Genomic DNA, 23,370 nt, shown 5'->3' on the forward strand with positions numbered 1-23,370 from the left:
GACCGCGTGTCCGATACGCGCGTCGCGCCGCAAAGCGTGCGATATCGCGAGCGGCTGTGGGTGCCCTGGTGGTGGTGGCCACTGGGGTTCACGCTCGCGGCAATCATCGCGTACGAGGTCAACCTGGGCATACGGTCGCTGCCCGGCTGGCTCCCGTTTGCCACCCTGTTCGCCGTGGCGACCGGCGTGTTGCTGTGGCTGGGCCGCGTCGAGGTCCGGGTCACCGCTGGTGATTCCGGCGTCGAACTGTGGGCCGGCGATGCGCATCTGCCGGTCACTGTGGTCTCCCGATCGGCTGAGATTGCGCGTACCGCCAAATCGGCAGCTCTGGGCCGCCAGCTCGACCCGGCGGCCTACGTCCTGCACCGCGCATGGGTCGGCCCGATGGTACTGCTGGTGCTCGATGATCCCGATGACCCGACGCCGTACTGGCTCGTGAGTTGCCGCCACCCGGAGCGGGTGCTGTCGGCGCTGCGGAGCTGAGAACGTCCCCGAAGCTGAGTGCGGCGGTCAGGCCGCGCAGTCGGTACAGATCATCACGCCGTTCTTCTCGCTGGCCAGCCGGCTGCGGTGTTGCACCAAAAAGCAACTCGAGCAGGTGAATTCGTCGGCCTGCTTGGGAATCACGCGCACCGACAACTCTTCGCCCGAAAGATCGGCACCAGGTAGCTCGAAATTCTCGGCGGACTCGGATTCGTCGACGTCAACCACGGCTGACGCCGCCTCGTTGCGTCGTGCTTTGAGCTCCTCCAGCGAGTCTTCCGAGACGTCGTCGGTCTCGGTACGCCGTGGAGCGTCATAGTCGGTAGGCATCTTCTTCCCCGTCCTTATCCCCTCAGGGCCCTCATAAGCTCAAGGAACGCTTTGTACCAGCGTCGAACGCGTGCACCAAACTATTCGTGCCCGGAATGCGGATGGATTGGTTGTGATTTACGTCACACCGCTGGAATAGCCCTTGTACTTGGCCTTAAACGGTGCGATTACGGTGCGATTAGAGTGCATGTGTGGTTGCACACATCACCGAGGGTACCGCCTTCGACAAGCACGGTCGGCCCTTCCGGCGCCGCAATCCCCGCCCCGCCATCATCGTGGTGATTTTCCTGGTGGTGGTCACCGGTGTGGTGTGGACCGTCGCCCTGACCCGGCCGGCGGACGTCCGCGAGGTCGCGGTCTGCAATCCTCCTCCGCAGTCGACCGGAAGCGAGACGCCCGCCAAGCTCGGCGAGCAGGTGTCCCGGACAGAGATGATCGACGTCGCGCCCGCCAAGCTCAGCGATACCAAGGTGCGGGTCCTCAACGCCAGCGGCAGAGGTGGCCAGGCCGGCGACATCGCCGGTGCGCTACAGGATTTGGGCTTCGCGCAACCCACGTCCGCCAACGACCCGATCTACGCAGGAACCCGGCTGAACTGCCAGGGACAGATCCGTTTCGGCACGGCCGGGCAAGCCACCGCGGCGGCACTGTGGCTGGTGGCGCCCTGCACGGAGCTGTTCCACGACAGCCGCGGTGACGACTCCGTCGATCTCGCGCTGGGTACCGACTTCAATTCCCTGGCCCACAACGACGACATCGACGCCGTCCTGGCGACCTTGCGCCCCGGGGCCAGCGAGCCCGCAGATCACACGCTGCTGGCAAAGATTCACTCCAACAGCTGCTGAGCTCACTCGATCGGATCCAGGCCTCCCACGCGGCGCAGGGCCGCCAGCAAGGCGTCGGCGATGCCCGGCGCGGCGGCGACCACCAGGCCGGCCCCGTCCGCGTCCGGCGGCGGCAACACCACGCGTGCGCCCGCCTCCGCGGCGATCAGGGCGCCCGCCGCGCTATCCCACACCTGCAAGCCGTGCTCGTAGTACGCGTCCAGTTGGCCGGCGGCAACCATGCACAGGTCCAGGGCCGCCGAACCGATGCGGCGCACATCGCGGACCACCGGCAACATCTGCGCCACCAGTTCGGCCTGGCGTACCCGGCGCGTCGGTGAATATCCGAATCCGGTACCCAGCAACGCCATTGAGAGCTCGGCCACGGCGGTGCACCGCAACTCCAGGGTGCTTTGCCCGTCGGTGACGTGCGCCCCGAGCCCGCTGCCCGCCGAATACACCCGGTCGGCAACGACATCGGCTACCGCGCCGGCCACCGACACACCGTCGACCTGCGCGCCGACCGACACCGCGTAGGCCGGGATGCCATAGACGAAATTCACCGTCCCGTCGATGGGATCGAGTACCCAGGTGACCGCCCCGGCGGCGTCGGACGCCGCACCACTCGGCCCACCGCCCTCCTCGCCGAGGATGGGGTCACCCGGGCGGAGTACGGCCAGCCGTTCGCGCAGAAACTGCTCGGTATCGGTGTCGACGACGGTTACCGGATCGGTCGGAGTGGTCTTGGCGCGCACTTCGGCGGCATCGGGGGCAAGGTCTCTGCTCGGCCCGAACACTTCGGCGCGGCGGCTCCGCACGAAAGCGGCCGCCTCGGTGGCGACCGTCACGGCTATTTCGCGCAGCAGCGCGGGCTCCGGTCCGGCGGGGCTTGTCACCGGTCTATCGGACCACACGCGCCGAGTCCGCAACGGACGCAACCCGCCTCACCCCGTTTGCCGCAGCGGGTCGATAAGGTGAGCGGACCACCCAGTCTCGCCGAGGAGATTTCGATGACCAGCACCGCCTCTGGGACCGATGCCGGCACTGCACAGCGCCGAGGATTCGGTATCGACGTCGGCGGCAGCGGCATCAAAGGTGCAATTGTCGATCTGGACACCGGACAGTTGATCGGCGACCGCATCAAACTGCTCACTCCCCAGCCCGCCACGCCCGACGCGGTCGCCAAGACCATCGCCGAGGTCGTCAACGGTTTCGGCTGGACCGGCCCGCTCGGGGTCACCTATCCCGGCGTCGTCACCCACGGCATCGTGCAGACGGCGGCCAACGTCGACAAGTCCTGGATCGGAACCAACGCCCGCGACATCATCAGCGCCGAACTCGCGGGCCAGGACGTCACGATTCTCAACGACGCCGACGCCGCGGGGCTGGCCGAGGAACGCTACGGCGCCGGCAAAGGCCATGAGGGTCTGGTCGTGCTGCTCACCTTCGGCACCGGCATCGGTTCGGCGCTCATACACAACGGAAAGCTGATTCCCAACACCGAGTTCGGCCACCTCGAGGTCGGCGGAAAAGAAGCCGAGGAACGTGCTGCCTCGTCGGTGAAGGAGCGCAACGACTGGAGCTATGAGAAATGGACCAAGCAGGTGACCAGGGTGCTGGTTGCCATCGAGAACGCGATCTGGCCCGACCTGTTCATCGTCGGCGGCGGGATCAGCCGCAAGGCCGACAAATGGGTGCACCTGCTGGAAAATCGCACCCCCGTGGTGCCCGCCGCGCTGCAGAATGCGGCCGGTATCGTCGGCGCGGCAATGGCGTCAGTGGGAGACGTGACGCACTGAATTTCGTCCGCTCGGCCAGTCAAACGGCATCGTGAAGTTACAATGGTCGTCGGCGGCCGCCCAAACCGATAGCGCGCGATACTCACGCTGATATCAAACGCCGACATTCGACATAGCAGACACTTTCGGTCTTCCATGCCCAGACCCACCGGAAGTGCGTCCAACTGAAGGGGTGTATGTGGCACCGACCAAGGCAAGTGCGGCGACCGAAGAGCCGGTGAAGCGCACCGCCACGAAGTCTCCTGCCAAGCGCACGGCGGCCAAGGCCGCCACCAGTTCCGCTCCGGCAAAGCGGGCTGCGAAGGCCGCCGGTCCCGCGGCAGACGGCGCGCCCGGCGCCGCTCCGAGGAAGACCCGCGCCAAGGCCGCGGCCAAGGCGCCGGCCAAGTCCAAGGACGCCGACGGCGTATCGCCTGAAGACCTCGCCGTCGACACTGAAGTACTCGACACCGACCTCGACGTGGAGCCTGGCGAAGACCTGGAGATCGACGCCGGCGACCTGAGCCTGGACGATCTGGACGAAGAGGTGACTCCCGACGCCGAGGACGGCGAGATCGAGGAGGGTGAAGCCGAGGATGGCGAGGCCGTGACGACCGCTGTGGTCACCGCCGCCCCCGTCGAGGAAGACGAGGACATCTCCGAGCCCACCGAAAAGGACAAGGCATCCGGTGATTTCGTCTGGGACGAAGACGAGTCCGAGGCACTGCGCCAGGCGCGCAAGGACGCCGAGCTCACGGCGTCGGCTGACTCGGTGCGTGCCTACCTCAAGCAGATCGGCAAGGTGGCGCTGCTCAACGCCGAAGAAGAGGTCGAGCTCGCCAAGCGCATCGAAGCAGGCCTGTACGCCACACAGCTGATGGTCGAGCTGACCGAGCGCGGCGAGAAGCTGCCCGCGGCTCAGCGCCGCGACATGATGTGGATCTGCCGCGACGGCGATCGCGCGAAAAACCATCTGCTGGAAGCCAACCTGCGTCTGGTCGTGTCGCTGGCCAAGCGTTACACCGGTCGCGGCATGGCGTTCCTGGACCTCATCCAGGAGGGCAACCTCGGCCTGATCCGTGCGGTGGAGAAGTTCGACTACACCAAGGGCTACAAGTTCTCCACCTACGCCACCTGGTGGATCCGCCAGGCCATCACCCGCGCCATGGCCGACCAGGCCCGCACCATCCGCATCCCGGTGCACATGGTCGAGGTCATCAACAAGCTGGGCCGCATCCAGCGCGAGCTACTCCAGGACCTGGGCCGCGAGCCCACTCCGGAGGAGCTCGCCAAGGAAATGGACATCACGCCGGAGAAGGTGCTGGAGATCCAGCAGTACGCCCGTGAGCCCATCTCGCTGGACCAGACCATCGGCGATGAGGGTGACAGTCAGCTCGGCGACTTCATCGAAGACAGCGAGGCCGTCGTCGCGGTGGACGCCGTGTCGTTCACGCTGCTGCAGGATCAGCTGCAGTCGGTGCTGGACACGTTGTCCGAGCGCGAGGCCGGCGTCGTGCGGCTGCGCTTCGGGCTCACCGACGGCCAGCCGCGCACCCTGGACGAGATCGGCCAGGTGTACGGGGTGACCCGTGAGCGGATCCGTCAGATCGAGTCCAAGACCATGTCCAAGCTGCGCCACCCCAGCCGCTCGCAGGTGTTGCGCGACTACCTGGACTAGGGTTCAGACCCCACCCAGCAGCGTCACACTGACGCCCCGGGAGTACGGCGAGTCGCGTAGTTCGATGGCGGCGGGCAGCGTTCCGGACGGCACGTCGAACGCACACTTGACGAGCGCCTTCGTGCCGGGGCCGAGCGAGACGAGGTCGGCGGCAGAGTCGAGGTTCACCGCGTTCGTGTACCGCTTGCCTGCGTGATCTTTGAGCGTCTGGTCCTGGCAGAACAGCGAACGCGGCCGATCGCCCTTGTTGTCCACCATGACGTTGACGATCACGAAGACGCCCTGCGCGCTTCGGTGACCTGTCTGCGCAACCCCGATATTGATCGCCGTCACGGTGAAGGCAAGGTCGCCGATGCGGACCTCGTCGTTCAGTGAGGGCGCGGAGGTGTGCCCGGCGCCGAGGCAACCCGAGGTCGCCAGCGCTACAGCGATCCACACCAGTGGCCGATTGCCACGCACCAAAGCACAGCTACCAGCAGATGCCCAGCGGGTAAAGGGCGGTCTGCACGCGACGTCAAGATCCGTCACTCCGTACTGTGACGCCATGTCCGCCACCCGCCAGAACGTTTCTTCGGACTCCGCCTTCGAATCGGCCGTCGGTTACTCCCGAGCGGTCCGCGTCGGCCCAATGGTCGCCGTGGCCGGCACCACCGGACACGGTGACGGTCTGGCCGCTCAGACGCGGGATGCCCTGCGCCGCATCGAGACTGCGCTCGGGCAGGCGGGCGCGACGCTGGCCGACGTCATTCGCACCCGCATCTACGTGACCGACATCTCCCGGTGGCGCGAAGTCGGCGACGTGCATGCCGAGGTGTTCGGTGAGATCCGTCCGGTCGCCACCATGGTCGAGGTGCCGGCGCTGATCGCACCCGAATTACTGGTGGAGATCGAGGCGGACGCCGACCTCGAGTGTTGAGTAGTCGGGTCCTGGGTCCGGGTGCCGCCAAGACGCGGCGTCAGTCACGGGCCGTGAGCCTTGAGGGCCGGGAAGCTGCCGTCGTTGGCCGGCGGGTAGGGCACGACCTCAGTGACCGCTTCGACCGGCAGCGGCCCGTACAAGTGGGGAAAAAGCATGGATTCCGGATCGCTCGGCACCCCCGGCTCCCACCGGACCGGCCCCGGCAGAGCCGACGCGTCGACGTACAACAGGACCATGTCGTCGCGGCCGTGGTAGATCCGGTTGGCCGGCAGATGGACCTGCTCGATCGTCGACAGGTGAACGAACGGCTCCGCTTGCGGCTCCGGGGGTTCCGCGGGGATCAGGCCGCGCTCCCTGGCGTCGGCCCACTCCTGCTCAGAGCACAATCGCACTAAAAAATCGGCAGTTGGTAACACGGTGATTACCCTGCCCCAATTGTGGGCAAATATTCGTGAGAAACGACACACCCCATAACGGTCGGGGAACAAGGCGAAAACTCTGAACGTCTGTCAGAGTGAAATTATCGCCAGAACGGAGGAGCCATGAACGCAACTCTGACCAGTCCCGAGCTCACTCGAGCGGACCGCTGCGACCGCTGCGGCGCCGCTGCCCGGGTCCGCGCCAAGCTGCCTTCGGGCGCTGAGCTCCTCTTCTGCCAGCACCACGCCAACAAGCACGAGGCCAAGTTGGCCGAGCTGGCGGCGGTGCTGGAGGTCAGCAGCCAGTAATTGCCGCAGAACTCGCCCGGCGCAATGTCGCGCGTGCGAGGTCTGATGGGCAATGCTGGGGGGGTATGAACGACCAGGTCCCAAAACCGTCCCGCCACCACGTCTGGCAAATCAGTCGTAGAACACTGTCCAAGGCGTGGGACGATTCCATTTTCTCCGAATCGGCAGAAGCCGGTTTTTGGACCTGTTTGTCGACCCCACCGCTACTGCTGGGCATTTTGGGGGCTTTGGCGTGGGTCGCGCCGCTGTTCGGCGCGGACACGCTGCCCTCGATCATCAAGAGCACGCTGTCGACTGCCCGAAACTTCTTCTCGCCCAACGTCGTCAACGAGATCATCGAGCCGTCCATCCGCGACATCACCGAGACCGCGGGCGGCGAGGTGGTGTCGCTGGGTTTCCTGATCTCACTATGGGCGGGCTCGTCGGCGATTTCGTCGTTCGTCGACGCGGTTGTGGAGGCCCACGACCAGACGCCCTTGCGTCACCCGGTGCGCCAGCGCTTCTTCGCGCTGTTCCTGTACATCATGATGCTGGCGTTCGTGGTGATCACTGCGCCGGTGGCGGTGGTCGGTCCGCGCAAGGTGAGCGAGCACATTCCGCTCGGCCTGCAGAACCTGTTGCACTACGGCTACTACCCTGCGTTGATCCTCGGCCTGATGGCCGGGGTGACGGTGCTCTACCGGGTGGCGTTGCCGGTGCCGCTACCGACGCACCGGTTGATCCCCGGGACGGTACTGGCCTCGGTAGTGTTCCTGGTCGCCACCCTCGGCCTGCGGTTCTACCTGCGGTGGATCGGCAGCACGGGCTACACCTACGGCGCACTGGCCACGCCGATCGCGTTCCTGCTCTTCGCGTTCTTCGGCGGCTTCTCGATCATGATCGGCGCCGAGCTCAATGCTGCGATTCAAGAGGAATGGCCGGCTCCGGCCACCCACGCCCACCGACTGCGCAACTGGCTGGTTCGCCGCACCGCAGCGCTGACCGGCTCGACCGATCCGGCGCCACCCCAGTCGAACATCCCCGCGATGCAAGCGCCGGACCCGGTCGAACCGAAGTCCTGATCAGCCCTTCTTGAGCCGCTCGTAGATCTGCTTGCACTCCGGGCACACCGGCGAGCCCGGCTTGGCGGCCTTGGTGACGGGAAATACCTCGCCACACAACGCGACAACGTGATTGCCCATGACCGCGCTCTCGGCGATCTTGTCCTTCTTGACGTAGTGGAAGTACTTCGGCGTATCGCTCCCGGTCCCGTCGTCGGTGCGTTCGCGGGTATCGGTGCGCTCGATCGTCTGGGTGTCCATCCCACATATTGTGCCCCCTGACCTGCCGTCAGACACCGGGGAAACGGGAATCGGCAGAGTGTGCAACAGTGGAGGTATGAAGCGGGGCCCGGAGTTCGACGGCTTCGACCATGAGGGCCGGCCTGTACTGATCACTGCTGCCGCACCGTCCTACGAGGTGCAGCATCGCGCTCGGGTGCGTAAGTACCTGTCCATCATGGCTTTTCGTATTCCGGCACTGCTGCTGGCCGCGCTCGCGTACGGCGCCTGGCACAACGGTCTGGTGTCACTGTTGATCGTGGCGGCCTCTATTCCGTTGCCGTGGATCGCCGTTCTAATCGCCAACGACCGGCCGCCGCGCAGCGCCGACGAACCACGGCGCTTCGATCACGTCAGGCAACGCACGCCGTTGTTCCCGACGGCCGAGCGTCCGGCCCTGGCGCCGCGACCGCACGTCGCACCGCGGCCCGAACCGCAGACAATCGACCCGGACGGTTCCGACTAACCGTCCCTGCGCGCCACTTCTCAGGACATTCTCAGGTCTGCGCCGTATTTCTGCACGTCACGGGGTGTGAGATGACGATCCCGTGGGAACTCAACCGGCGGGCTTCTCGTTAACCACATGACAAGACAAGCCAATCGGGAGGGCGCAATGGCCGAACTCACTGCACGGGCCACCACAAGCCGGTTCGACGGCGATCTGGATGCTCAAAGCCCAGCGGCAGACTTGGTGCGCGTGTATCTGAACGGCATCGGCAAGACGGCGTTGCTCAACGCCGCCGACGAGGTCGAGTTGGCCAAGCGCATCGAGGCCGGGCTGTACGCCGAACATCTGCTGGAAACGCGGAAGCGCCTCGGCGAGAACCGGAAACGCGATCTGCAGGCAGTGGTCCGCGATGGTCAGGCGGCGCGTCGTCACCTGCTGGAAGCGAACCTCCGACTGGTGGTGTCGCTGGCCAAGCGCTACACCGGCCGCGGAATGCCGTTGCTGGATTTGATCCAGGAGGGCAACCTGGGTCTCATCCGTGCGATGGAAAAGTTCGACTACGCAAAGGGATTCAAGTTCTCCACCTACGCGACCTGGTGGATCCGGCAAGCCATCACCCGCGGCATGGCCGACCAGAGCCGCACTATCCGGCTCCCGGTCCACCTCGTCGAGCAGGTCAACAAGTTGGCGCGGATCAAGCGGGAGATGCACCAGAACCTGGGCCGCGAGGCGACCGACGAGGAACTGGCCGAAGAATCCGGCATTCCGATCGAGAAGATCAACGACCTGCTGGAGCACAGTCGCGACCCGGTGAGCCTGGACATGCCGGTCGGCTCGGAGGAGGAAGCCCCGCTGGGCGACTTCATCGAGGACGCCGAAGCCATGTCCGCGGAGAACGCGGTGATCGCCGAACTACTGCACACCGACATCCGCAGCGTGCTCGCCACGCTGGACGAACGTGAACACCAGGTGATCCGGCTGAGGTTCGGCCTGGATGACGGTCAGCCGCGCACCCTCGACCAGATCGGTAAGCTGTTCGGGCTGTCGCGCGAACGGGTGCGCCAGATCGAGCGTGACGTGATGTGCAAGTTGCGCCACGGCGAGCGGGCCGACCGGCTGCGGTCATACGCCAGCTAGGTGTAGCTCACGCCAGTTTGGCAAGCTTGGTAGGAGACGGTGTGCCCGCCGCGCATGCGCGGCGGGCATACTGCTGCCGGTGGGGCGTTTTGGACAAACCACTCGCGCGGCTGGCGAAGTAGACTCGGCGGCAACGGAGGATGCTGAATGAACGATCTGGTCGATACCACCGAGATGTACCTACGGACGATCTACGACCTCGAAGAAGAGGGCGTGACGCCGCTGCGTGCACGCATTGCCGAGCGGCTTGAGCAGAGTGGACCGACCGTCAGCCAAACCGTCTCCCGGATGGAGCGTGACGGGTTGCTCCGTGTCGCGGGCGACCGGCATCTGGAGCTCACCGACAAGGGCCGGGCACTGGCCATCTCGGTGATGCGGAAGCACCGGCTCGCCGAGCGCCTCTTGGTCGACGTCATCGGGCTGCCCTGGGAGGAAGTGCACGCCGAGGCATGCCGCTGGGAGCACGTGATGAGCGAGGACGTCGAGCGCCGACTGGTCAAGGTGCTCAACAACCCGACGACATCACCGTTCGGCAACCCGATTCCCGGTCTTCTGGACCTTGGCGTCGGCCCGGACTCCGGCGCCGACGACGTCAGCCTGGTGCGGCTGACCGAACTTCCGCCTGGATCGCCGGTCGCCGTCGTGGTCCGTCAGCTCACCGAGCACGTGCAGGGCGACATCGACCTGATCGCGCGCCTCAAGGACGCCGGCGTGGTGCCCAATGCGCGCGTCACCGTGGAGAACGGCCAGAGCGGCGGGGTGACCATCCTCATCCCCGGCCACGAGAACGTCACCCTGCCACACGAGATGGCGCACGCCGTCAAGGTCGAGAAGGTCTGACCGCGCCCCTACGCCTAACCCGCCCGCTGCCCGAAGGACTGCCGCGGCGGCAACCGCACGCCGAGTTGCTCGGCCAGCCGGTAACCCGTGCCGCCCAGTCGCCGAATGTCATTGGGCCGCAAGCCTGACTGCAGCGCCTGGTCCAGCATGCCCGCCATCCGGTGCTGCGGGTCGTCGCGCAGCGCCGCGTCCAGCGACAATCCCGCCAGCGGCCCGTCGCCGCGCACGTACGCGCTGAACGCCAGCAGTACCAGCGCCTCGATCCGCCACGGCAGCGGCAACAGGCGCGCCAGCAGCGCCCACAACGACTCGGCCGCGTCGGCGTCCTCCCCCACGGCCAGCGCGTACAGCGTGTCGCGCACCTGGACGTCGGTCAGCGCACAGCCCACCTCGGCCAGGTCGCCGTCGGACAACAGTTCGCCGTCGCTCACCCGCGCGGCGACCGCCATCGCGTTCTCCACGTCGCGGCGACTACAGCCGGTCGGGTCGGCGTCGTGCTCGATCGCGCGTGCGCGTGCTGCCTGATCCACGGCCCAGGCCAGAGCGGCGCTGCGCGCTGTATCCGGGGCGATCACCGCCTGCAGGTCGGCCCGCCGCGCGTAGAGGCGGCGGCCTTCCAGTACCGCAGCGGCGGCCAGCGGCGACGCCGAAGGGTCGTCGATCTGGCCGCTCGCGCCGCAACCGTCGACGCAATGCCAACGTCCGCCCGCGACAACGAAATCCACTACGTGCGCCGCGTAGTGCTCGATCCCGTGCTGCGCCAGGGCGTCGGCGAGCGCGCCGCACAGCAGCCGATGGTCCTCGTTGCATCCCGGACATTGCGCGCCCTCGGCGTCGACGATCACCGCGATCGCCGCCTCCGGATCCGCCATGGCGGCGAGCCGCGCCAAGTCGTCCACCCGGCCGGTGAGGTCTTCAGACAGGTCGGCCCGCATCACCGCCCCCAGCAACCCGTCTTCGATAGTCACCAACACCAGCGATTTCTCCGGCACGAAGCCGAGGACGGCCGGTAGCGCGGCGATCAAAGCGCCGGGTCGATTCAGTGCAAAGTCGGGTTCATGCGTCGTCATGGCATCCACGGTGACGACCGGCTCCGTCACTTCGTGCTCGCGCAACGTGATTCAGCAGCCCGCTTGTGGAGAAAGTCACGACTGTGGGCTTTATCGTCTACACATGACTTCGATGCGCGAGTACGACCTGGTCGTTATCGGATCCGGGCCCGGTGGCCAGAAGGCCGCCATCGCGGCGGCCAAGCTGGGCAAGTCAGTCGCTATTGTCGAGCGCGGCCGAATGGTCGGCGGCGTCTGCGTCAACACCGGCACCATTCCGTCGAAGACCCTGCGCGAGGCGGTCGTCTACCTGACCGGGATGAGCCAGCGCGAACTCTACGGCGCGAGCTACCGGGTCAAGGACAAGATCACCCCCGCCGACCTGCTGGCGCGCACCCAGCACGTGATCGGCAAGCAGGTGGACGTGGTGCGCTCGCAGCTGATGCGCAACCGGATCGACCTGGTACTGGGGCACGGCCGCTTCGTCGACCCGCACACCGTCCTGGTCGAGGAGGACGCCCAGGGCGAGCGGGTGACGGTCAGCGGCGACTACATCGTCATCGCCACCGGCACCAAGCCGGTGCGGCCGTCCGGGGTGGAGTTCGACGAGAAGCGGGTGCTGGACTCCGACGGGATCCTTGACCTGAAGTCGCTGCCGGCGTCGATGGTCGTCGTCGGCGCGGGTGTGATCGGCATCGAGTACGCCTCGATGTTCGCCGCGTTGGGCACCAAGGTCACTGTCGTGGAGAAGCGGGACACCATGCTCGACTTCTGCGACCCGGAGATCGTCGAGGCGCTGAAGTTCCACCTGCGCGACCTGGCGGTCACCTTCCGGTTCGGCGAGGAGGTCACCGCGGTAGACGTCGGCGCGTCGGGCACCGTCACCACCCTGGGTAGCGGCAAGCAGATCCCCGCTGAGACGGTGATGTACTCCGCAGGCCGGGAAGGCCAGACCGAGCACCTGGGCCTGGAGAACGCCGGCCTCGAAACCGACCACCGCGGACGGATTTTCGTCGACGACCAGTTCCAGACCAAGGTCGAGCACATCTACGCCGTCGGCGACGTCATCGGGTTCCCGGCGCTGGCCGCGACCTCGATGGATCAGGGCCGGTTGGCCGCCTACCACGCGTTCGGAGAGCCGACGGACGGCATTACCGCACTGCAGCCGATCGGGATCTACTCCATCCCCGAGGTGTCCTACGTCGGGAAGACCGAGGTTGAGCTCACCAAGGACTCGATCCCGTACGAGGTGGGTGTGTGCCGGTACCGGGAACTGGCGCGCGGCCAGATCGCCGGCGACTCCTACGGCATGCTCAAGCTGCTGGTGTCCACCACCGACCGCACCCTGCTGGGCGCACACATATTCGGCACCAGCGCCACCGAGATGGTGCACATCGGACAGGCCGTCATGGGATGCGGAGGCACCGTCGACTACCTGGTGGATGCGGTGTTCAACTATCCGACGTTCTCCGAGGCATACAAGGTCGCCGCGCTGGACGTCACGAACAAGATGCGCGCGCTGCACCAGTTCCGGCGCTAGCGATGCGTCAGCAGGTGTCGCTGTAGTCGGCCGGCGGACTGTCACCGGGACCACCGGCTTCGGCGCGGGCCAGGAGTTGGGCGGTGCGTTCGTCGAAAGGCGCTGAGTACGAGATGTTCTCGGTACACCCCCCGCCTTCAAAGCCGCCGACCACGCCGACGACCGTCGCGCCGCTCACCCAGGGCGCGCCACTGGTTCCATCGACCAGCCCCTTGCACGGAAGCGACGGAAACCCGTCGTCGGTGAGCCCGGTGGTGCCTTCACAGGCGACGGGCCGCCCGCCGACGCCGACGGGATAACCCGTGACACCGACCCGGCTGCCGGGCGGCGGCGCGGTGCCCAGCGATAGCGCCGCGCCGGCCCGCCGCTCCACCGATCCGGTGCCGCTGACCTTGGCGATCGCGTTGTCCGCGCGCGGATCCCGGCTGGCGATCCAGCGGGCGTCGAAGTAGACCTCGTCAACGGTGAAGGTGTCGGTGGTCGTCGCTTCTCCGGCGAAACCGGGCACGAAGGTGGCGTCGATCTCACCGAGCAGACAGTGCGCAGCGGTGAGCACCAGGTCGCCGCCCGTCGAATGGACCACTGACCCGGTGCAGACGTGCAGATTGCCGCCCTCTTGAGAGACACCCCGAAATATCGCGCCCACCCGCGGGTCCGGTGCCGCGCTTCCGGGTTCGCCGAGCCGCTGCACCGAGCTGCCCGGCTTTGGCACCGGCGCACTGCTCACCGACGCATGATGGGCCGGCCGGGCGCATGACGTGAATAACACCGTCAGGCTGACCGGCAGGCACAGGATCCCCGTCACGGCGCGCATTGAGCTCCATCATGCCTGATGGCACGCCCCGGCAAGCGAATAGAAACCGGCTGCGATGCGTTGCTGAAGGGGCGGCACACACAGCTTGGGTGTTCGGCGATGTAGCCCGCCTCGATTGAGCGACACTGGACAGGGCACCCTGGAGTGACCTTGCGAGACCCCGAGAGGAGGCAGCACCGATGTCCGACCACTACGACCCCGAAGAGGCGCAGGAGTACCAGCCAGGACAACCCGGCATGTACGAGCTGGAGTTCCCGGCGCCTGTGTTGTCCACGTCCGACGGCCGCGGTCCGGTGTTGATCCACGCCTTGGAAGGCTTCTCCGATGCCGGCCACGCGATCCGGCTGGCTTCGCGTCACCTGAGGGCGGCGCTGGACACCGAACTGGTCGCGTCGTTCGCCATCGACGAGCTGCTGGACTACCGCTCGCGGCGGCCCTTGATGACGTTCAAGACCGATCACTTCACCCACTACGACGACCCCGAGCTGAGCCTGTACGCCCTGCGCGACACCGTCGGCACGCCGTTTCTGCTGCTGGCCGGCATGGAGCCGGACCTGAAATGGGAGCGGTTCATCACCGCGGTGCGACTGCTCGCCGAACGACTGGGCGTGCGTCAGACCATCGGACTCGGCACGGTGCCGATGGCGGTCCCGCACACCCGCCCCGTCACGATGACCGCACACTCCAACAACCCGGCACTGATCGCGGACTTCCAGCCCTGGATCTCCGAAATCCAGGTTCCCGGTAGCGCTTCCAACCTGCTGGAGTACCGGATGGCACAACACGGCCACGAAGTCGTCGGCTTCACGGTGCACGTCCCCCACTACCTGACGCAGACCGACTACCCCGCCGCCGCCCAGGCATTACTCGAGCAGGTGGCCAAAACCGGAGCGCTGGAGCTGCCGCTGACCGCACTCACCGAGGCGGCCACCGACATTCGGGCCAAGATCGATGAGCAGGTACAAGGGAGCGCCGAAGTCGCTCAAGTGGTGGCCGCACTCGAGCGCCAGTACGATGCTTTCATTGACGCTCAGGAAAACAGATCCTTACTGACGAACGACGAGGATCTTCCTAGCGGCGATGAGCTTGGCGCCGAGTTCGAGCGGTTCCTGGCTCAGCAGGCTGAGAAGAAATTCGACGACGACGACTCGAATTAACCCGACACGCCTACCCGGCCCGACAACGAGGTTGCCGACATGACCGAGCGGACGCGCAATCTCCGCCCGGTGCGAGAAGTGACATCCCCGTCGCTGCAGTTCCGCACCATTCACGGCTACAAGAGGGCCTTCCGGATCGCCGGCTCCGGACCGGCGATCCTGCTCATTCACGGTATCGGTGACAACTCGACCACGTGGACCGGCGTCCACGCCAAGCTCGCCCAGCGATTTACCGTCATCGCTCCGGACCTGCTCGGCCACGGCAAGTCCGACAAGCCGCGCGCCGACTACTCGGCCGCGGCCTACGCCAACGGCATGCGGGACCTGCTCAGCGTGCTGGACATCGAACGGGTGACCATCGTCGGCCATTCCCTTGGAGGCGGGGTCGCGATGCAATTCGCTTACCAGTTCCCGCATTTGGTGGACCGGCTGATCCTGGTCGGGGCCGGCGGCGTCACCAAGGACGTCAACATCGCCTTGCGGTTCGCGTCGTTGCCGATGGGCGCCGAGGCGCTCGCGCTGCTCCGGCTGCCCATGGTGCTCCCGGCGGTCCAGATCCTGGGCCAGGTGGCGGGGCTGGCGCTCGGCTCGACGGCCATCGGCCGGGATCTCCCCAACATGCTCCGCATTCTCAATGACCTGCCGGAGCCGACAGCGTCCTCGGCCTTCACCCGCACGCTGCGGGCCGTGGTGGATTGGCGCGGCCAGATCGTCACGATGCTCGACCGATGTTATTTGACCGAAGCTATTCCGGTTCAGATCATCTGGGGTGAGAAGGACTCGGTGATCCCGGTGCGGCACGCCCACATGGCGCACGCCGCGATGCCGGGCTCCCGGCTCGAGATCTTCGAGGATTCCGCCCACTTTCCCTTCCACGACGACCCGGCCCGCTTCCTCGACGTCGTCCAGCGGTTCATCGACACCACCGAACCGCCCGAATACGACCAGACAGCGCTGCGGCAACTGCTGCGCAGTGGTGGTGGCGAACGCACCGTGTCCGGGCCGACCGACACCCGCGTCGCCGTTCTCAACGCCATGGGAGCCGACGAGCGCAGCGCCACCTGACCGATCCCCCGTAGGGTCGGTGCATGAGCATCGACGTCACCGTTCTGCGGGTGTTCACCGACACGGACGGAAACTTCGGCAATCCGCTGGGCGTGGTCGACGCCAGCCTGGTCGACTCGTCCGACCGCCAGCGAGTGGCACACGAATTGGGTTACAGCGAAACAATTTTCGTCGAAATGCCCGCGGCGGGCGTGACCACCGCGCGCGCAACCATCTATACCCCGCGCACCGAGCTGCCCTTCGCCGGCCACCCGAGCGTGGGCGCGGCATGGTGGCTACGCCACCGGGGAACTCCGATCAACACGCTGCAGGTGCCCGCCGGCCTGGTGCGGGTGGGTTACTCCGGCGATTTCACCGCGATCAGCGCCCCTGCGGAATGGGCACCGGAGTTCGCCATCCACGACCTGCCTTCCCCGGATGCGGTGTTGCAGGCCGATCCCGACGATTTCCCGGACGACATCGCGCACTATCTGTGGGCGTGGACGGATCAGGCGAGCGGCGCGGTGCGCAGCCGGATGTTCGCACCGAATCTGGGAGTGCCTGAAGACGAGGCGACCGGCTCGGCGGCGGTCCGCGTCACCGAGTACCTGAGCCGTGATCTCGTGATCACGCAGGGCCGCGGCTCGCTCATCACGACCACGTGGAGCCCGGAGGGCTGGGTGCAGGTAGCCGGCCGAGTCACCGAGGACGGTGTGCGCCGGCTGGATTGACCCCCCGGCTCAGTGCTGCCGGCGCAGCACGGCGGACAGGTGATGCTGCTCTGGCTGCCCGACCGCACCCATCCGCAGCGAGTAGGACAGTTCGTCGCCGTCGATCCGGAACGAACGGCTCAGGGCGGTCACCTCTTTGGCGGTAGGCGTGAGCCCGATGTCGACGGTCGCCAGCTCGATCTCGATCACGGGACCGGTGACCTCGTAGGTACCGACCTCGATCTCGGTGATGCCACTGGGATGGGCGAGCACCAGCTCAAGCCTTCCGGGCTGCGGTACCCGCAGGTAACCGGTCTCGGCGTGCAGGGGTCGGCCGTCGGCGACGGCATTGGTCTTGTGCCCGTAGACCAGAAAAGGCTTACCGACGTGGGTGAAGACCGCTTCTTCGAGGTACTCGAAGGGCTCGATCGTCGGATACTCGCCGGCGCCCCGCCCCACCCAGGTGCCCAGCAAGGGCGCTAGCGCTGCGAGATCGGGATGCAGATCGACGGGCATGTGAGAAGCCTATGGCTGTGCTCAGCCCGCAGTCGACACGTTGCGGTGGGCACGCAGCGCCTCGATCTCCCGCTCGAAGTCGTCGGCCGACGAAAAAGACCGGTAGACCGAGGCGAAGCGCAGGTACGCGACTTCGTCGAGATCGCGCAACGGCCCCAGAATGGCAAGACCCACCTCGTGACTGGGCACTTCCGGCCCCGCGGCCCGCACTGAATCCTCTACCTGCTGGGCCAGCAGGTTCAGCGCATCGTCGTCGACCTGTCGGCCCTGGCAGGCCCGGCGAACACCACTGATCACCTTTTCCCGGCTGAAGGGTTCGGTGACGCCACTACGCTTGACGACGGCCAGCACCGCGGTCTCCACGGTGGTGAATCTGCGTCCGCACTCGGGACATGACCGGCGCCGGCGGATCGCCTGACCTTCATCGGTCTCTCGCGAGTCGATTACCCGCGAATCGGGATGGCGGCAGAACGGGCAGTGCATAACCGCTCCTTCGCTGCGCCTGACTTCGGGGTACCGCAGAACCACCCCGAGAGTACCTGCGCACCCCCGGCGGGGCCACTGCTGGCACGCCCGTTCACACGCTGGCCGGAACGGGCCGAGCAACGTTGGTGCAGAGCGCTATTCGGCCGGGCTTCACCCGATCGGAGCGATCAACGTCTGGCCGGCCGCCACCGAATTGGAGTCCAGGGCGTTGAGGTTGCGGATGCGCTCCACGACGTCGCGGACCGGTGCGCCGGGTGCCACCCGGGAGGCCAGCTGCTGCAACGACTCTCCGGGTTCCACGCGGACCACCGCGAGTGCGGCGGGCACCTGCGCCGCCGCCTCAGCGGGCTCGTCGTTCAGCACGCTGCCGAAGTTGGCCATCAAACCGAGCCAGAGCGTGATGATGCCGGCGAGCAGGGCCAATCCCACCGTCGTCAACACTGAGACCGGACGGCGGCGGTGCGATGCCGTCGACACCGCGACACCGGTTCCGTAGTACCGCATGGGCGTGCCGCCTGGACGGGTGGGGCCCGGCCTGGTCGAACGGATCTGCCCCGCGCGGTAGTAAGGCGACTCGTCGAACGGCCTGTTGGCAGGCCTGGTCACCAGCCTTTGCCCGTTCCAGGTGCGCTGCGGGCCCGCGTAGCTGATTGTCATGTCGTTGCCTCCGGTCGACGAAAAATCGCTCGTGTGTTCGACCTTAGTCGCTCAGGTGTTCGATATCGAACACCTGAGCGACGCGTGTCGTACGAGCAAAACGGTAGACCTCACCACCGACAGGATTTTGTCGGTGCAACCAGCTGGGTGAATTTCGGATACCCGATCCACCGGAAAGTTACACACTTGTGATTCCGCAGATCCGGGCCGATAGAGGCGCTGCCGACGCCGGCCTGACACGCCCGTCGAACACATGTTTGATTCTTCGGTCGGAGGCGGTTACATTCAGTGGCATGAGCGACAGCAACGACCCCCCAGTAGCTGATCGAGCCGGTTCCCGCGGAACCACCGCAGACGGACGGCTGCACTCCGTCGACTCCGCGCTGACCGAGCGGCAGCGCACCATCCTCGAAGTCATCAGGGCCTCGGTCACCACCCGCGGGTATCCGCCGAGTATTCGCGAGATCGGCGACGCGGTGGGCCTGACGTCGACATCCTCGGTGGCTCATCAATTGCGCACGCTGGAGCGCAAGGGCTACCTGCGCCGGGACGCGAATCGACCGCGGGCCGTGGATGTGCGGGCGGCTGACGACGCCGTGACTGCACCCACCACCGATGTGGCCGGCTCGGATGCCCTCCCGGAACCCACTTTCGTGCCCGTACTGGGCCGCATCGCCGCCGGTGGGCCCATCCTCGCCGAGGAAGCCGTCGAGGACGTCTTTCCGCTACCCCGTGAGCTGGTCGGCGAGGGGACGTTGTTCCTTCTCAAGGTCGTCGGCGACTCGATGGTGGAAGCCGCCATCTGCGACGGCGACTGGGTGGTGGTACGTCAGCAGAACGTCGCGGACAACGGCGACATCGTGGCCGCCATGATCGACGGCGAGGCCACCGTCAAGACCTTCAAGCGAGCAGGTGGCCAAGTGTGGCTGATGCCCCACAACCCGGCGTTCGACCCGATCCCCGGGAATGACGCGACCGTGCTCGGGAAGGTCGTCACGGTCATCCGCAAGGTGTAAGGCTGAACCGCTCCAGCAGGCCTATGGCTCAGTCGGCCCTGACGAAGCCGTTGGCCTGCGCCACTGCCTCGTTGGCGAACCAAATCTCGGCCAGAGTGTCGTGGTACAACGCGCTGTTGGGCGTGTAGTACAGGCCGAATCGGGCGCTGGCCTTGATCGGGTAGCCATCCGGGGCCCGGTACGGGTCATCCTCGAGAGGCAGGTGGATGGTTGGCCGCACTGCAGCACCCTCCGCGCCTCGGGCCGCCTCGGCCTGCGGCGCCGCGGCGTAAGCCGCCTCGGTCGCTGCCGGCGCATAACCCGGGTCATCGGCGGCGGCATGCCGCCCCTTCCTCGGCTCAGGCGCCACGTTCGCGTCCTCCGGCGCCACGTCGGGCACCTCCTCTTCCGCGGGACCTCCACGCGGATAGAAGATGTCCGGAAATTCGTGCTCCGGATGGGCCTCGGGAACGTCCGGCGCCGCAGCACCTTCGCTGTGCGGTATCGAGGACTCCTCCGCGAACGCTTCCGGCGAGACCGTTTCCGCAACGTGGGGCTCGGCCTCCACGAGCTGGCCGAATGCGCCGCGTGTGACGATGGGTGTCGGGGTGGTGTCCACCGCGTCGGGGTCTTCATCGCCTTCGAACCCGCCGGACTCGTCGTGCTCCTCGAAGTCCGTGTCCTGCTCGGCCGCAGCCACGTATTCCTCGGATCCGGCGGCGTAATCGTCGGCGCCGTGCGCGTAGTCGTCGGCGCCGTGCGCGTAATCGTCGGCGCCATGCGCATAGTCGTCGGCGTATTCGGCGCTGCGGTCGTGCTCGTCGTGGTATTCCTCACGGCCCAGACCGCGCTCGTCGGGCGCGGCCACGGTCCCGCCCCCTCTGGACCAGCTCACCCGCGGCGCTGCACCGTACTCCGGCATCTCGTGCTCTTCAGGGTGGTGCTCGACTGGCGGGAAGCGCTCGGAGCCGTAATCGATGTCGTCGTGCGACCAGCGCCCGTCGGCGCCCCTGTCGAACTCGTCGGCCACATCGTGACCGTGGTCGTACGCGGGCACTGCCCGGCCGGCGCGACGGCGGCGCAGACCGAACACCACCAGCACAGTCATCAGAACAAGCAGCAACACCGGCACCGCCACCGCCAACCACCACCAGTGGAAGGTGAACTTCTTGCCGGGCGGTGGCGACGCGGTGGTGCTGGGCTGGTTCTGCCCCGACACCTGCAGGCCGGACAGCAGCGGCGCCAAGTTCGCCGGATCGGTGGTGAAGGTGTTCTTCGCACGGTTCCACGACACCTTGCCGCCGGTGAACTTCTGCGAGACCACGTCTCCGTCGACGCTCTGGTCGCCGACGGGGGCGCCCAGTTTGCCGGTGGCCCCCTTCAGCTTGTCCCATGCCGCCTTCATGGCGCCGCGCACGACGAACGCGCCGTGATCAGGAGTCCAGAAGATCACCGGCTTGTCGGCGGCGGAGAAGGTGGCGATCCGGCTGGCCGGGGTGATGCCGCCGTCCGCCTCATTCGAGATCGGGAAGCCCAGGTCACTGCTGACCGGTCCGCCCAACGACTCGTACTTCTGCAGGATCGGCCCTTCGACGGCGTTGGCGCCGGTGGCCGGGCTGAAGAAGATCTTGCCGCCGTTGAACTCCTGGACGATGCCGTCGCCACCGATCGGATTCGGGCCGCCCTTCTTGGCGCCCAGCGGACCGTTCGCGCCGCCGGCCGCACGCCAGGCCATGTTGATGGCGGCGGTGGGGTCGATCGCTATCTGCAGGCCCTTGAGCTGATCGGCCAGGGCCGGCGGGTTGGTGCTGAATTCCTTGGTCTTCCTGTTCCAGGACACCTCTCCGCCGGTGAACTTCTGCGACGCCACTTCACCGTCGTAGGTTTCGTCGCCGACCGGCGCCCCCAGCACCCCGCCCGAGCTGCCGAGTTTGTCCCAGGCGGCGTTGAGTGCGCCGCGGACCACGAATGCGCCGTGATCGGGTGTCCAGAAGATCACCGGGTTGTCGCTGGCCGCGAATGTGCTCACCCGGCTGTCGGGCCCGGCGAGTCCGGGCACCTCGTTGATGGTCGGAAATCCGAGATCGCTGTTGGCCGGACCGCCCAGTGACTCGTATTTGTCCAGGATGGGGCCGAACATGTACCTGGCACCGGTGGCGGGAGTGAAGTACATCTTGCCGCCGTCGAAGTCCAGAGCGAATCCGTCCCCGAGGGGGTAGACGTCGCCTTTTCTGGCGCCGAGCGTGGACGAGGCACCGCCCGCCTTATCCCATGCGGCCATCATGGCCGCCTCGGCGTCGCCGATCGGCGACGCGGACGCGGCAGGCGCCAGCAACCCCAGGGCCAAACCGGTCGCCAACGCGGCGGCCGTCAGGCCGACCAGCGCACGCCCAACCAACTTGTTCAATTGACCCCTCTGCCCGTTCACCAAGCCTCCAAGCCGACGCCCTGCCCACCTGGCAAGCAGGCGGATTCACCGCCGTGGGCCGTTTCCCGGCCACGATTCACATCGCCACCGGGCTCGCATAACTTTGCTCTAGCGAACGAGATATGCGAAGTCAAATCGTACATATTACGGAAACGGATACCGAGCCGATGTCGAAATGATGCCGGCCCGCGCTCGTGTCGCGAGAAACCGGTGAAACCGCGCTGCGCCCCTGTCACCCATTGGGTTACCGTGCCGGAGACAACATCCCGCCTGGCATGCCGGCCGATCCCGTGAGAGGAAATCCAGCGCGCATGGGCGTTTCCGGACTTGGCTGGGCCGTCACCATCGTCCTCATCGCCGGGTTGATGCTGTTCGACTATGTCTTTCAGGTACGCAAGACGCACGTGCCGACGCTACGTGAGGCCGCGATCTGGTCGGCGACCTATATCGGCATAGCGGTGATCTTCGGTGTGGGCGTCGCCGTCCTGGGCAGCCCCCACATGGCGGTCGAGTATTTCGCCGGCTACCTGAGCAACGAAGCCCTTTCCGTGGACAACCTTTTCGTCTTCCTGGTGATCATCAGCAGCTTCGCGGTGCCCAGGGTGGCGCAGCAGAAGGTGCTGTTGTTCGGTATCGCTTTCGCGCTGATCGCGCGCACCGTCTTCATCATTCTGGGCGGCGCACTCCTCAACAGCTTCAACGCGGTCTTCTACGTATTCGGCCTGGGCCTGCTGGTGATGGCCGGCAAACTCGCCAAACCGGCAGAGACAGAAGACAGTAACGCCGACAACCTGGTCATCCGATTGGCCAACCGCTTCCTGCGGACATCCACCGAGTACGACGGCGACGGGCTGTTCGTGGTGCAGGACGGTCGGCGGGTGATGACGCCGCTGCTGCTGGTCATGATCGCCGTCGGCGGTACCGACCTGTTGTTCGCGTTCGATTCGGTGCCCGCGATGTTCGGTCTGACGCAGAACATTTACCTGGTGTTCGCCGCGACCGCGTTCTCACTACTCGGCCTTCGCCAACTGTACTTTCTGATCGACAATCTGCTGGACCGGCTGGTCTACCTGACCTACGGACTGGCCGTGGTACTGGGCTTCATCGGTGTGAAGCTGATTCTGGAAGCGCTGCACGACAACAACCTTCCCTTCATCAACCACGGCAGGCCAGTTCCGGTCGTCGAATTGAGCATCACGGTGTCGCTGCTGGTGATCGTCGCGGTGCTGCTGATAACGACGCTGGTGTCGTTGTATTCGGCGCGCGGCCGCAGACAGAACGCCGTCAGCCGGGCACGCCGGCATGCGAACGAGTACCTGGCCTCGATGCAGGATCCGGCGCAACGCGACGAGGCCTACGCCGCGCTGCTGCAGGCGGAACGCGAAATAGACGTGCTGGCAACCAAATACAACGACAAGCTCAGACCGGACGACGAGCTGGCGGAGCTACTGCGGCGGGTGCACGAGGCGCACCGCGACGCGGACTAAGCG

At 66.4% G+C, this 23,370-nt stretch carries 27 protein-coding genes; 16 read left to right on the top strand and 11 right to left on the bottom strand.

What is annotated here, in order from left to right:
- Positions 1 to 6 precede the first annotated feature (6 nt).
- Positions 7 to 483, top strand: a complete 477-nt coding sequence (locus tag QXK92_RS08440; protein WP_306241209.1) for a DUF3093 domain-containing protein — start codon at positions 7 to 9, stop codon at positions 481 to 483.
- 27 nt (positions 484 to 510) lie between these two features.
- Here the strand turns inward: QXK92_RS08440 and QXK92_RS08445 are convergent, their stop codons facing one another.
- A complete protein-coding gene (locus QXK92_RS08445; protein WP_036468275.1) occupies positions 511 to 813 on the bottom strand; it encodes a DUF4193 domain-containing protein in 303 nt (100 codons plus the stop codon).
- A 191-nt stretch (positions 814 to 1,004) separates the two neighbouring features.
- Between QXK92_RS08445 and cei the strand changes: the two genes are divergently transcribed.
- Positions 1,005 to 1,658 carry an envelope integrity protein Cei gene (cei, locus tag QXK92_RS08450; protein ID WP_306241210.1) on the top strand — a complete coding sequence of 218 codons (654 nt, stop codon included), beginning with the start codon at positions 1,005 to 1,007 and terminating at the stop codon, positions 1,656 to 1,658.
- Between the two features lie 2 nt (positions 1,659 to 1,660).
- On the opposite strand, the gene QXK92_RS08455 is transcribed toward cei, so the two are convergent.
- Positions 1,661 to 2,533, bottom strand: a complete 873-nt coding sequence (locus QXK92_RS08455) for an inositol monophosphatase family protein (protein ID WP_306241211.1) — start codon at positions 2,531 to 2,533, stop codon at positions 1,661 to 1,663.
- Between the two features lie 114 nt (positions 2,534 to 2,647).
- On the opposite strand from QXK92_RS08455, the gene ppgK reads away from it, so the two are divergent.
- Positions 2,648 to 3,436, top strand: coding sequence for a polyphosphate--glucose phosphotransferase (gene ppgK / locus QXK92_RS08460; RefSeq protein ID WP_306241212.1), 789 nt, complete (start codon positions 2,648 to 2,650; stop codon positions 3,434 to 3,436).
- A 178-nt stretch (positions 3,437 to 3,614) separates the two neighbouring features.
- Positions 3,615 to 5,093 carry an RNA polymerase sigma factor gene (locus QXK92_RS08465; RefSeq protein WP_306241213.1) on the top strand — a complete coding sequence of 493 codons (1,479 nt, stop codon included), beginning with the start codon at positions 3,615 to 3,617 and terminating at the stop codon, positions 5,091 to 5,093.
- 3 nt (positions 5,094 to 5,096) lie between these two features.
- Here QXK92_RS08465 and QXK92_RS08470 read toward each other — a convergent pair whose 3' ends face one another.
- The gene (locus tag QXK92_RS08470; protein ID WP_306241214.1) at positions 5,097 to 5,531 is read right to left on the bottom strand and encodes a DUF4352 domain-containing protein; all 435 of its coding nucleotides are present in this window, start codon (positions 5,529 to 5,531) and stop codon (positions 5,097 to 5,099) included.
- Positions 5,532 to 5,637: 106 nt separating this feature from the next.
- Between QXK92_RS08470 and QXK92_RS08475 the strand changes: the two genes are divergently transcribed.
- On the top strand, positions 5,638 to 6,009 hold the full coding sequence (locus QXK92_RS08475) for a RidA family protein (RefSeq protein WP_306241215.1): 372 nt from the start codon (positions 5,638 to 5,640) through the stop codon (positions 6,007 to 6,009).
- A 44-nt stretch (positions 6,010 to 6,053) separates the two neighbouring features.
- Here the strand turns inward: QXK92_RS08475 and QXK92_RS08480 are convergent, their stop codons facing one another.
- Positions 6,054 to 6,434: a DUF952 domain-containing protein gene (locus QXK92_RS08480; protein WP_306244277.1), complete on the bottom strand. Its 381-nt coding sequence runs from the start codon at positions 6,432 to 6,434 to the stop codon at positions 6,054 to 6,056.
- 120 nt (positions 6,435 to 6,554) lie between these two features.
- Between QXK92_RS08480 and QXK92_RS08485 the strand changes: the two genes are divergently transcribed.
- Complete coding sequence (locus QXK92_RS08485) at positions 6,555 to 6,740, top strand: hypothetical protein (protein ID WP_306241216.1); 186 nt, start codon at positions 6,555 to 6,557, stop codon at positions 6,738 to 6,740.
- 65 nt (positions 6,741 to 6,805) lie between these two features.
- Positions 6,806 to 7,801: a YihY/virulence factor BrkB family protein gene (locus tag QXK92_RS08490; protein WP_306241217.1), complete on the top strand. Its 996-nt coding sequence runs from the start codon at positions 6,806 to 6,808 to the stop codon at positions 7,799 to 7,801.
- On the opposite strand, the gene QXK92_RS08495 is transcribed toward QXK92_RS08490, so the two are convergent.
- Positions 7,802 to 8,041 (bottom strand): DUF3039 domain-containing protein, encoded by a 240-nt coding sequence (locus tag QXK92_RS08495; RefSeq protein WP_065043172.1) that lies wholly within the window; start codon positions 8,039 to 8,041, stop codon positions 7,802 to 7,804.
- Positions 8,042 to 8,117: 76 nt separating this feature from the next.
- Between QXK92_RS08495 and QXK92_RS08500 the strand changes: the two genes are divergently transcribed.
- The 3 genes from QXK92_RS08500 (at position 8,118) to QXK92_RS08510 (ending at position 10,484) form a co-directional block, all read left to right on the top strand.
- The gene (locus QXK92_RS08500) at positions 8,118 to 8,525 is read left to right on the top strand and encodes a DUF3099 domain-containing protein (RefSeq protein ID WP_306241218.1); all 408 of its coding nucleotides are present in this window, start codon (positions 8,118 to 8,120) and stop codon (positions 8,523 to 8,525) included.
- A 147-nt stretch (positions 8,526 to 8,672) separates the two neighbouring features.
- On the top strand, positions 8,673 to 9,644 hold the full coding sequence (sigB, locus tag QXK92_RS08505; protein ID WP_306241219.1) for a sigma-70 family RNA polymerase sigma factor SigB: 972 nt from the start codon (positions 8,673 to 8,675) through the stop codon (positions 9,642 to 9,644).
- A 147-nt stretch (positions 9,645 to 9,791) separates the two neighbouring features.
- Positions 9,792 to 10,484 carry a metal-dependent transcriptional regulator gene (locus QXK92_RS08510; RefSeq protein ID WP_055578414.1) on the top strand — a complete coding sequence of 231 codons (693 nt, stop codon included), beginning with the start codon at positions 9,792 to 9,794 and terminating at the stop codon, positions 10,482 to 10,484.
- A gap of 14 nt (positions 10,485 to 10,498) precedes the next feature.
- Here QXK92_RS08510 and QXK92_RS08515 read toward each other — a convergent pair whose 3' ends face one another.
- Complete coding sequence (locus tag QXK92_RS08515) at positions 10,499 to 11,554, bottom strand: DUF4192 domain-containing protein (protein ID WP_306241220.1); 1,056 nt, start codon at positions 11,552 to 11,554, stop codon at positions 10,499 to 10,501.
- Positions 11,555 to 11,666: 112 nt separating this feature from the next.
- Between QXK92_RS08515 and sthA the strand changes: the two genes are divergently transcribed.
- Entirely contained in the window at positions 11,667 to 13,073 is a 1,407-nt protein-coding gene (sthA, locus tag QXK92_RS08520) for a Si-specific NAD(P)(+) transhydrogenase (RefSeq protein ID WP_306244279.1), read from the top strand.
- Between the two features lie 7 nt (positions 13,074 to 13,080).
- On the opposite strand, the gene QXK92_RS08525 is transcribed toward sthA, so the two are convergent.
- The gene (locus QXK92_RS08525; RefSeq protein ID WP_306241221.1) at positions 13,081 to 13,887 is read right to left on the bottom strand and encodes a serine protease; all 807 of its coding nucleotides are present in this window, start codon (positions 13,885 to 13,887) and stop codon (positions 13,081 to 13,083) included.
- 179 nt (positions 13,888 to 14,066) lie between these two features.
- Between QXK92_RS08525 and QXK92_RS08530 the strand changes: the two genes are divergently transcribed.
- The 3 genes from QXK92_RS08530 to QXK92_RS08540 are packed head-to-tail and all read left to right on the top strand — an operon-like array spanning position 14,067 to position 16,819.
- Complete coding sequence (locus tag QXK92_RS08530) at positions 14,067 to 15,044, top strand: proteasome assembly chaperone family protein (RefSeq protein ID WP_306241222.1); 978 nt, start codon at positions 14,067 to 14,069, stop codon at positions 15,042 to 15,044.
- A gap of 39 nt (positions 15,045 to 15,083) precedes the next feature.
- A complete protein-coding gene (locus QXK92_RS08535) occupies positions 15,084 to 16,109 on the top strand; it encodes an alpha/beta fold hydrolase (protein ID WP_306241223.1) in 1,026 nt (341 codons plus the stop codon).
- A gap of 23 nt (positions 16,110 to 16,132) precedes the next feature.
- Positions 16,133 to 16,819 carry a PhzF family phenazine biosynthesis protein gene (locus tag QXK92_RS08540; RefSeq protein WP_306241224.1) on the top strand — a complete coding sequence of 229 codons (687 nt, stop codon included), beginning with the start codon at positions 16,133 to 16,135 and terminating at the stop codon, positions 16,817 to 16,819.
- 9 nt (positions 16,820 to 16,828) lie between these two features.
- Here QXK92_RS08540 and QXK92_RS08545 read toward each other — a convergent pair whose 3' ends face one another.
- The 3 genes from QXK92_RS08545 to QXK92_RS08555 form a co-directional block, all read right to left on the bottom strand.
- Positions 16,829 to 17,314, bottom strand: coding sequence for a peroxynitrite isomerase (locus QXK92_RS08545; RefSeq protein WP_306241225.1), 486 nt, complete (start codon positions 17,312 to 17,314; stop codon positions 16,829 to 16,831).
- Between the two features lie 21 nt (positions 17,315 to 17,335).
- Positions 17,336 to 17,797 carry a transcriptional regulator NrdR gene (nrdR, locus tag QXK92_RS08550; protein WP_306241226.1) on the bottom strand — a complete coding sequence of 154 codons (462 nt, stop codon included), beginning with the start codon at positions 17,795 to 17,797 and terminating at the stop codon, positions 17,336 to 17,338.
- Positions 17,798 to 17,950: 153 nt separating this feature from the next.
- Positions 17,951 to 18,457 carry a LysM peptidoglycan-binding domain-containing protein gene (locus QXK92_RS08555; RefSeq protein WP_306241227.1) on the bottom strand — a complete coding sequence of 169 codons (507 nt, stop codon included), beginning with the start codon at positions 18,455 to 18,457 and terminating at the stop codon, positions 17,951 to 17,953.
- A gap of 293 nt (positions 18,458 to 18,750) precedes the next feature.
- Between QXK92_RS08555 and lexA the strand changes: the two genes are divergently transcribed.
- Entirely contained in the window at positions 18,751 to 19,473 is a 723-nt protein-coding gene (lexA, locus tag QXK92_RS08560; protein WP_306241228.1) for a transcriptional repressor LexA, read from the top strand.
- A 28-nt stretch (positions 19,474 to 19,501) separates the two neighbouring features.
- On the opposite strand, the gene QXK92_RS08565 is transcribed toward lexA, so the two are convergent.
- Positions 19,502 to 21,880, bottom strand: a complete 2,379-nt coding sequence (locus tag QXK92_RS08565) for an LGFP repeat-containing protein (RefSeq protein ID WP_306241229.1) — start codon at positions 21,878 to 21,880, stop codon at positions 19,502 to 19,504.
- A 311-nt stretch (positions 21,881 to 22,191) separates the two neighbouring features.
- On the opposite strand from QXK92_RS08565, the gene QXK92_RS08570 reads away from it, so the two are divergent.
- Positions 22,192 to 23,367 (top strand): TerC/Alx family metal homeostasis membrane protein, encoded by a 1,176-nt coding sequence (locus tag QXK92_RS08570; protein ID WP_306241230.1) that lies wholly within the window; start codon positions 22,192 to 22,194, stop codon positions 23,365 to 23,367.
- Positions 23,368 to 23,370 lie beyond the last annotated feature (3 nt).

The organism is Mycobacterium sp. TY815 (assembly GCF_030755135.1).
Classification (GTDB): domain Bacteria; phylum Actinomycetota; class Actinomycetes; order Mycobacteriales; family Mycobacteriaceae; genus Mycobacterium.

Excerpts from the sequence above, each read along its gene's own strand:
- QXK92_RS08525 (WP_306241221.1), bottom strand. The coding sequence starts at position 13,887 with ATGCGCGCCGTGACGGGGATCCTGTGCCTGCCGGTCAGCCTGACGGTG.
- lexA (WP_306241228.1), top strand. The coding sequence starts at position 18,751 with ATGAGCGACAGCAACGACCCCCCAGTAGCTGATCGAGCCGGTTCCCGC.
- QXK92_RS08495 (WP_065043172.1), bottom strand. The coding sequence starts at position 8,041 with ATGGACACCCAGACGATCGAGCGCACCGATACCCGCGAACGCACCGAC.
- QXK92_RS08490 (WP_306241217.1), top strand. The coding sequence starts at position 6,806 with ATGAACGACCAGGTCCCAAAACCGTCCCGCCACCACGTCTGGCAAATC.
- QXK92_RS08545 (WP_306241225.1), bottom strand. The coding sequence starts at position 17,314 with ATGCCCGTCGATCTGCATCCCGATCTCGCAGCGCTAGCGCCCTTGCTG.
- QXK92_RS08540 (WP_306241224.1), top strand. The coding sequence starts at position 16,133 with ATGAGCATCGACGTCACCGTTCTGCGGGTGTTCACCGACACGGACGGA.
- sigB (WP_306241219.1), top strand. The coding sequence starts at position 8,673 with ATGGCCGAACTCACTGCACGGGCCACCACAAGCCGGTTCGACGGCGAT.
- QXK92_RS08570 (WP_306241230.1), top strand. The coding sequence starts at position 22,192 with ATGGGCGTTTCCGGACTTGGCTGGGCCGTCACCATCGTCCTCATCGCC.
- ppgK (WP_306241212.1), top strand. The coding sequence starts at position 2,648 with ATGACCAGCACCGCCTCTGGGACCGATGCCGGCACTGCACAGCGCCGA.
- QXK92_RS08445 (WP_036468275.1), bottom strand. The coding sequence starts at position 813 with ATGCCTACCGACTATGACGCTCCACGGCGTACCGAGACCGACGACGTC.
- QXK92_RS08515 (WP_306241220.1), bottom strand. The coding sequence starts at position 11,554 with ATGACGACGCATGAACCCGACTTTGCACTGAATCGACCCGGCGCTTTG.
- QXK92_RS08475 (WP_306241215.1), top strand. The coding sequence starts at position 5,638 with ATGTCCGCCACCCGCCAGAACGTTTCTTCGGACTCCGCCTTCGAATCG.
- QXK92_RS08555 (WP_306241227.1), bottom strand. The coding sequence starts at position 18,457 with ATGACAATCAGCTACGCGGGCCCGCAGCGCACCTGGAACGGGCAAAGG.
- QXK92_RS08535 (WP_306241223.1), top strand. The coding sequence starts at position 15,084 with ATGACCGAGCGGACGCGCAATCTCCGCCCGGTGCGAGAAGTGACATCC.
- sthA (WP_306244279.1), top strand. The coding sequence starts at position 11,667 with ATGCGCGAGTACGACCTGGTCGTTATCGGATCCGGGCCCGGTGGCCAG.
- QXK92_RS08485 (WP_306241216.1), top strand. The coding sequence starts at position 6,555 with ATGAACGCAACTCTGACCAGTCCCGAGCTCACTCGAGCGGACCGCTGC.
- nrdR (WP_306241226.1), bottom strand. The coding sequence starts at position 17,797 with ATGCACTGCCCGTTCTGCCGCCATCCCGATTCGCGGGTAATCGACTCG.
- QXK92_RS08500 (WP_306241218.1), top strand. The coding sequence starts at position 8,118 with ATGAAGCGGGGCCCGGAGTTCGACGGCTTCGACCATGAGGGCCGGCCT.
- QXK92_RS08510 (WP_055578414.1), top strand. The coding sequence starts at position 9,792 with ATGAACGATCTGGTCGATACCACCGAGATGTACCTACGGACGATCTAC.
- QXK92_RS08530 (WP_306241222.1), top strand. The coding sequence starts at position 14,067 with ATGTCCGACCACTACGACCCCGAAGAGGCGCAGGAGTACCAGCCAGGA.